9 protein-coding genes and 1 pseudogene are annotated in these 7,285 nt (G+C 38.9%); 6 read left to right on the top strand and 4 right to left on the bottom strand.

What is annotated here, in order from left to right; translation table 11 throughout:
- Positions 1-466 (bottom strand): HAD-IIB family hydrolase (locus HMPREF1116_RS03840; protein ID WP_000023481.1); only part of this gene is annotated, 466 nt, incomplete at its 3' end.
- Between the two features lie 12 nt (positions 467-478).
- On the bottom strand, positions 479-1,783 hold the full coding sequence (locus tag HMPREF1116_RS03835) for an HD domain-containing protein (RefSeq protein ID WP_001003468.1): 1,305 nt from the start codon (positions 1,781-1,783) through the stop codon (positions 479-481).
- 71 nt (positions 1,784-1,854) lie between these two features.
- On the opposite strand from HMPREF1116_RS03835, the gene HMPREF1116_RS03830 reads away from it, so the two are divergent.
- Positions 1,855-2,232: a DUF1934 domain-containing protein gene (locus HMPREF1116_RS03830; RefSeq protein ID WP_007554615.1), complete on the top strand. Its 378-nt coding sequence runs from the start codon at positions 1,855-1,857 to the stop codon at positions 2,230-2,232.
- 111 nt (positions 2,233-2,343) lie between these two features.
- On the opposite strand, the gene HMPREF1116_RS03825 is transcribed toward HMPREF1116_RS03830, so the two are convergent.
- Together HMPREF1116_RS03825 and HMPREF1116_RS03820 are read right to left on the bottom strand one after the other, a co-directional pair.
- Positions 2,344-3,426 carry a DEAD/DEAH box helicase gene (locus HMPREF1116_RS03825; RefSeq protein ID WP_000850553.1) on the bottom strand — a complete coding sequence of 361 codons (1,083 nt, stop codon included), beginning with the start codon at positions 3,424-3,426 and terminating at the stop codon, positions 2,344-2,346.
- The gene (locus HMPREF1116_RS03820; protein WP_000915856.1) at positions 3,423-4,400 is read right to left on the bottom strand and encodes a Gfo/Idh/MocA family protein; all 978 of its coding nucleotides are present in this window, start codon (positions 4,398-4,400) and stop codon (positions 3,423-3,425) included. Before HMPREF1116_RS03820 ends, HMPREF1116_RS03825 begins: the two co-directional genes overlap by 4 nt.
- 145 nt (positions 4,401-4,545) lie before the next feature.
- On the opposite strand from HMPREF1116_RS03820, the gene HMPREF1116_RS03815 reads away from it, so the two are divergent.
- The 5 genes and pseudogenes from HMPREF1116_RS03815 to HMPREF1116_RS03795 all read left to right on the top strand — a co-directional run.
- Entirely contained in the window at positions 4,546-5,232 is a 687-nt protein-coding gene (locus HMPREF1116_RS03815) for a YoaK family protein (protein WP_001238391.1), read from the top strand.
- A gap of 279 nt (positions 5,233-5,511) precedes the next feature.
- Positions 5,512-5,826 (top strand): 50S ribosomal protein L21, encoded by a 315-nt coding sequence (rplU, locus tag HMPREF1116_RS03810; RefSeq protein ID WP_000109137.1) that lies wholly within the window; start codon positions 5,512-5,514, stop codon positions 5,824-5,826.
- 15 nt (positions 5,827-5,841) lie between these two features.
- The gene (locus tag HMPREF1116_RS03805; protein ID WP_000613695.1) at positions 5,842-6,186 is read left to right on the top strand and encodes a ribosomal-processing cysteine protease Prp; all 345 of its coding nucleotides are present in this window, start codon (positions 5,842-5,844) and stop codon (positions 6,184-6,186) included.
- A 16-nt stretch (positions 6,187-6,202) separates the two neighbouring features.
- The gene (gene rpmA, locus HMPREF1116_RS03800) at positions 6,203-6,496 is read left to right on the top strand and encodes a 50S ribosomal protein L27 (protein WP_000916509.1); all 294 of its coding nucleotides are present in this window, start codon (positions 6,203-6,205) and stop codon (positions 6,494-6,496) included.
- Positions 6,497-7,074: 578 nt separating this feature from the next.
- A pseudogene (locus HMPREF1116_RS03795) lies at positions 7,075-7,285 on the top strand (UDP-N-acetylglucosamine 1-carboxyvinyltransferase); the annotation flags it as partial.

The following is a 7,285-nucleotide window of genomic DNA, read 5'->3' as shown; positions in this document are numbered from 1 at the left end:
TAAACATACATTTGACGATTTCCTTATCAGACATTTCTTCAGGTGTACGATAGAAGATTGGCATGCTGACAAGGGTTGATTCGTGAACGGTATATTTTCCGATATTGCGATTAGCAGTATAGATGCCGTCCTTGGTAATAGCGTGCATATGGACACCGAGCTTGCGACTGAGAAATTCCATATCTAGATAATCTTCATAAGTCAAGGATTCGCTGATAATTTCATGTCCTGTAGCAGTTTCTTGAACAAGGGCACCGTTGAAGGTCACTACATAGTCACCTTCATCTCTTAATTTCAAGTCATCTAGAAGTTTGGCAACTCCTGCGATAGGACGTCCAGTTGCAATCATAACTTTGACACCAGCTTTTTTGGCATCTTGAATAGCGGCAAATACTTCAGGAGTGATTTCCTTCTTACTGTTGACAAGGGTTCCGTCGATATCGACAGCGATTAGTTTAATACTCATAAATTTCCTCTTTTAGCTTTTATTTGGTGTAAAATGATCATTTTCAATCAAGTGTAAAAATTGCTGGGTAATGCTTGCGAAGATGCTGTTTTGGTCTAACATTTCTTTCGGAAAATAAAAACGATTATCTCCGTGGCGACTGCCAGCAAGGGATTGAACGATAGGAGACAGGCTAGAGAGTTCTGCTAGTTCTCCATTTTTTTGTATAATCTCAATCTGCGTTCGTGGATTTTCAGATTCAGGACGATAGATATCATAAGGAAGGTCAAAGTTCTTATGAATAGCTGTGTAGTAGTCTGGATCAAAGCCGATATCTTCAACCAGTTTTCTCATAGATGCAAGCTGTTCTTGATCTTCTTGTGAAAAGGTAATGGATTTAAAGACCTTGCGATTGACAAAACGTTGTGACAGGTCTGCTAGTATCTTGTCAGGACTAGTCATCCAGAGCTGGAAATAGGTATTCATCACACCATCATCCAGAGCCAGATAGTCAGTCAAGGTCACATTCTTTTCGAAAAATGGCAGTAGATGCGGGGATGTCAGTGTAAAGAAGTCCTTATTATCTGGATAAAGTTCTTTAGCACGTTTCAAAAGATTCTGCAGAAGGACTTCCATAGCACGTGTAGCAGGATGGAAATAAACCTGCATATACATTTGATAGCGACTAAGAACATAGTCTTCGATGGCATGCATCCCGTTTCGTTGAAAGGCAATTCCGTTTTCGATAGGGCGAATAACTCGTAAGATACGTGTTAGGTCAAATTCCCCATAAGAAGCCCCTGTAAAATAGGAGTCACGTAAGAGATAGTCCATGCGATCTGCATCAATCTGACTGGAAATGAGTTGTACCACCTGCTTGTTAGGATAAGTATGGTCAATAACACTAGCTACCTTTTTGGGGAAATCTGGGGCTACCTGTAAGAGAACCTGATGAATTTCTGTCTCAGGGCTTTGGATAATTTCCTGCGTAATCGCCTCATGATCGGTATCAAAGAGATTTTCAAAAGTATGCGAATAGGCACCATGTCCTAGGTCATGAAGGAGGGCTGCAGTCATGGTTAGGAGGGACTCCGAAGGATCCCATTCTTTAGGATACTTTTCCTCAAAAATCTCGGTGATGCGTCGTGCAATCTCGTAAACACCCAGACAGTGAGAGAAACGACTATGTTCTCCACCATGAAAGGTATAACTGGATGTTCCGAGCTGCTTGATACGACGAAGCCGTTGAAATTCTTTGGTATTGATTAAGTCATAGATAATCTGATTATCAACATGGATATAATTGTGAACAGGGTCACGAAATACTTTTTCATTCATAAAACCATTATAGCAAAAAGCTACAGTTTTTGGTAAAATAGTAGGATAAGAGTGAAGAAAGAGGACTTGAAGTGAAGATTCGAATGAGAAATACCATCCAATTTGATGAACAATTGGAAGTGATCGACCAACTTTATGATGTTGAGTTACGTGAGAAAGGTGATTTTTCCTATCTCCTTTTTTACAATGAAGAGAAGGAAAAAGTGGTACTCAAGTTTAATGATACAGAGTTGGTGATGTCTCGATTTTCCAACCCTAAGACCATCATGCGTTTTCTGAAGGAAGTTGATAGTTTAGCCTATATTCCTACACCAATGGGGATACAGGAGTTTATCATCCAAACAAGCCATTATCAAGTTGAACAACAAAAGATTGAACTAGCCTATCAACTACAAAACAAAGAAGGAAATCCATTTGCAAACTATCGCTTAGAAATTACCTGGGGGTAAAAAGTGGAGGAGAAATCGGAAGTCAAAGTTTCGATTTCGAAGTTCCCAATCAACTAGCAGGTCAAAGTTTTTTGCTAATAAAAAATGAGGTTGGGATTTTTGTCCCAGCCTCTATTTGATATACAGTTCTTGATTTTTCAAGACAATTTCACGTACACTTGCAAATTTCTTCAGCTTTTTGATGTCTTCGGGATGCGTTACAAGTGTGATTACATAGCCCTCTTTGCCCATACGTCCTGTACGGCCAGCGCGGTGAGTGTAAGTTTCCATATCTCTAGGAACGTCAAAGTTAACCACGCATTCTAAGCTGTCAATGTCGATACCACGAGCTAGAAGGTCTGTTGCAAGAAGCAGTGTTAGTTGCTTGTCTTTGAATTTTTCGAGAATAACTTTTCTGAACTTAACGTTGACATCGCTAGCTAGTGAAACAGCTAAAACATCGCGATACTGCAATTTTTCCTCAGCACTTCCGAGGTCTGACAAACTATTAAAGAAGACTAGGCCACGGAAATCCTCGACATGTGCCAGTTTTCTAAGCATATCAACTCTGTGTCGTTGGTCTACTTGCATGTAGAAGTGTTGAATGTTGTCCAACTTTTGATCAGAGAGGTCGATGGTGCGCGTGTTGGGCGCAATCTTATCTCGGTCAAACTTGGTAGTGGCACTCATATAGATGAGTTGGTGGTCACGAGGTGCGTAGTGAGTGATTTTCTCAACAAAGTGAATTTGAGAATCATCTAGCAACTGATCGAACTCGTCAAGAATGATCGTTTCCACATTCATCATCTTGATCTTCTTCAATTTAATCAGTTCAAAGATGCGACCAGGAGTTCCAATAAGGATTTCTGGGCCTTTTTTAAGTCGTTCGATTTGACGTTTCTGACTCGAACCAGAAAGGAATAGCTGAGCAGTCAAGCCAATTGCTTCACCCCAAGTTTTAGTTACCTCAAAAATCTGACCAGCCAGTTCAGTATTTGGTGCTAAAATCAATAGTTGTTGCGCTTTTTTCTTTTGGAGACGAAGAAGACTTGGTAGGAGATAAGCTAAAGTCTTACCTGTACCAGTTGGACTAACTCCAAGAAGGGTTTGACCATCTAAAATCGGATCAAAAATCTGAGTTTGAATGGGTGTGAATTCTTGAAAGCCGAGTTGTTCGGTTAGCTCTAGCCATTCTGTAGGTAGTTTGGTTTTCATTTTTCTGCCTCAAATCTAATGCCAGCAGTCTGGCGCATGGTGTAAATTAGGTTATGGACGTGTGATGCATCCTCTAACCAAGCTTGGTAAATTTCTGGGTTTGGCTGCTTGATCATGTTAGCAAAAGCAGCGATCTCCTCAGTCATGGTATGAGGTGCCTGCTGAATAGGTAGATGTGTTTCATTACCTTGATGATCTGTGAAAATAGCTGAGCGGACATGTTCAATAGTGTTGAGCGTCAAGGTTCCATCTGTTGTATATATTTCACAAGGCAGATTAGAAGTAATATTTTTACCAGCCTTGATATGAACTTGATATTCAGGATAAGATAAGATACCATCTCCATTTAAATCAACGGTGTTGTCAAGTTGCTGAGCTTGATAGGTCGCATCAAGTGCCTTTCCAAACAAGCGAACCGCAGCATAGATCGGATAAATTCCTAAGTCCATGAGAGCCCCACCAGCAAAACGGTCTGAAAATACATTCGGAGTGTTTCCGGAAAGAAGGGCTGGCATCTTAGAAGAATACTTGGCATAGTTGAGGTCTGCACCTAAAACTTGCTTGTCTGCTAAGAAGTTTTTAATAACGGTGAAGGCTTCCTCATGATAGTTTCTTGCTGCTTCAAAGATAAAACATTGATTTTCTTGAGCTATTTCAACTAAATCCTGCCATTCTTGTGGTTGAGTCACCGCTGGTTTTTCAAGGATAACATGTTTAGCTGATGCTAGAGCAAGCTTGGCTTGAGTATAATGCAGAGAATTGGGACTTGCGATATAGACAATATCAAAATCAGACTGGAAGAAATCCTCTAAATTATCAAATAGACTAACATCTGTATAGGAACTAGCAAATTGCTGAGCAGTAGTGAGCTTTCTTGAATAAACAGCCACTAACTGGAATTCCTGACTAGTATGAGCAGCTTCTATAAAGTGGTGACTGATTGCACCAGTACCGATAATACCGAGTTTAAGCATGAAATCTCCTTTTCTACAAGTAATGACTGCTTTCATTATATCACAGATAGACTAAACTAGCCAAAGGGAGACAATTCTTTTATTTGACACTTCGAATTTTCCTCAAAAAATGGTACAATAGATTCAGAAAAAATAGGAGTGTAGTATGAGATTATTACCTATGAGAAAAATTTCTCGTCATTCAAAAAGATTGGCGCTTTTTTTGACTTTTTGTGCGGGTTATGTAGATGCCTATACCTTTATCATACGTGGGAATACTCTAGTTGCAGGTCAAACAGGGAATGTCGTTTTCCTTTCCGTTGGTCTCATTCAAGATAATGTTTCAGATGCCAGTGCCAAGGTAATGACCTTGATTTCCTTCATGGTGGGTGTCTTCCTTTTGACAGTCTATAAAGAAAAGTTGAGGATTGTAAGAAAACCAATTCTATCCCTTATTCCACTAGCAATTTTATCTTTAATAATAGGATTTGTTCCCTTGACGGTTGATAATATATATATAGTACCACCGTTAGCATTTTGTATGGGACTTGTAACAACAGCTTTCGGAGAAGTTTCAGGCATTGCATACAATAATGCTTTTATGACCGGAAATATCAAACGAACCATGTTAGCATTTGGCGAATATGTTCGCACAAAACATACACCTTTTTTAAGAGAAGGACTCATCTTTGTTAGCTTGCTGTCGAGTTTTGTTATTGGGGTTGTTATATCAGCTTATCTGAGTATTTTTTATGAAGAAAAAACAATTTTAGGGATTCCAATCATGATGAGTATTTTTTATCTAAGTATGCTTTTTGCATCTTGGAGGAAAAAAATAAGAGAAAAAGTTTAAATTCGATAATAAATACTTGTCAAAAACTAGGAATCATGCTATACTTGAAGAGTTGACTATGCACAGTCCTGTGCAACCGCACGAACATCGTTGCTCGTCGTATAACAAATTTAAACTTCGTCATTATGGCCTTGTCTAACATAAGTTATGTCTTCGGCTCAATTCCTAGTTTATTCTTTGTTATACTTAGAGCTCTTCTTTTAAGTGGTTCGTCCCACGATGCTAGGCGAGTCTTCACAAAAATACGGGGAAACCCTAAAAAATCATAGGAGGTGCATAATGAGCACATACGCAATTATCAAAACTGGCGGAAAACAAGTTAAAGTTGAAGTTGGTCAAGCAATCTACGTTGAAAAATTGAACGTTGAAGCTGGTCAAGAAGTTACTTTTAACGAAGTTGTTCTTGTTGGTGGTGAAAACACTGTTGTCGGAACTCCACTTGTTGCTGGAGCTACTGTAGTTGGAACTGTTGAAAAACAAGGAAAACAAAAGAAAGTTGTTACTTACAAGTACAAACCTAAAAAAGGTAGCCACCGTAAACAAGGTCACCGTCAACCATATACAAAAGTTGTCATCAACGCAATCAACGCTTAATTTTAAGGAGAACACATGATACAAGCAGTCTTTGAGAGAGCCGAAGATGGCGAGCTGAGGAGTGCGGAAATTACTGGACACGCCGAGAGTGGCGAATACGGCTTTGATGTCGTGTGTGCATCGGTTTCTACGCTTGCCATTAACTTTATCAATTCGATTGAGAAATTTGCAGGCTATGAACCAATCTTAGAATTAAACGAAGATGAAGGTGGCTATCTGATGGTTGAAATTCCTAGAGACCTTCCTTCACACCAGAGAGAAATGACGCAGTTATTTTTTGAATCATTTTTCTTAGGTATGGCAACCTTATCGGAGGACTCTTCTGAGTTCGTCCAAACCAGAGTTATCACAGAAAACTAACACGGAGGAAAACATTATGTTAAAAATGACTCTTAATAACTTGCAACTTTTCGCCCACAAAAAAGGTGGAGGTTCTACATCAAACGGACGCGATTCACAAGCAAAACGTCTTGGAGCTAAAGCAGCTGACGGACAAACTGTAACAGGTGGATCAATCCTTTACCGTCAACGTGGTACACACATCTATCCAGGTGTAAACGTTGGACGTGGTGGAGACGATACTTTGTTCGCTAAAGTTGAAGGCGTAGTACGCTTTGAACGTAAAGGTCGCGATAAAAAACAAGTTTCTGTTTACCCAATCGCAAAATAAAAAGGTCCAGTGAACCTTTTTATCCCGAGCCTTGAAATGAAAAGGCGAGGAAGCTAGAAGTAGCATTAAATAAGGCTTTCCGAGTTTTCGGAGAGCCTATTTTTTTGTTTTGGTACCCATTTTGGTATCCAGAATGATTTTTATGTAAAATTTTTGTACAATATCATCGGTTTATACTCAATGAAAATCAAAGAGCAAACTAGGAAACTAGCCGCAGGCTGTACTTGAGTACGGCAAGGCGACGTTGACGCGGTTTGAATTTGATTTTCGAAGAGTATTAATTTCTTATTTTATAAAAGTGTATATACTATCGCATAGACTTATTAAGTCTGTCTTTCTTTACCCAATCGCAAACAAAAAATGTACAGTAAAAATTTTGTTGCAAGCCTTAAAATTACAGGTGAGGAAGATTTTTACTAGCTTTGATAAGTATGATAATTCTAACTGATATAACCAAAGTTATCGTCTTTAATATCATGATAGTTCTGGGCTTAATTTTTTTATAGGATTGGCTATTAGTAAGAAATATGGTATAATATAGGTTGAGACCTTCTTAATAAATAGTGAAAGAGTATAAAATGAAAAAAATTGTCATTAACGGTGGGAGACCATTGAAAGGTGAAATTACGATTAGTGGCGCTAAAAATAGTGTCGTTGCCTTGATTCCTGCCATTATTTTATCAGATGATGTTGTGATTTTGGATTGTGTTCCAGACATCTCTGATGTAGCTAGTCTTATTGAGATTATGGAAATCATGGGAGCTAGTGTCAAGCGTTATGACGATGTTC

Source organism: Streptococcus sp. SK140 (genome assembly GCF_000259525.1).
GTDB lineage: Bacteria > Bacillota > Bacilli > Lactobacillales > Streptococcaceae > Streptococcus.
This window is presented reverse-complemented; position numbering and strand designations above follow the sequence as displayed.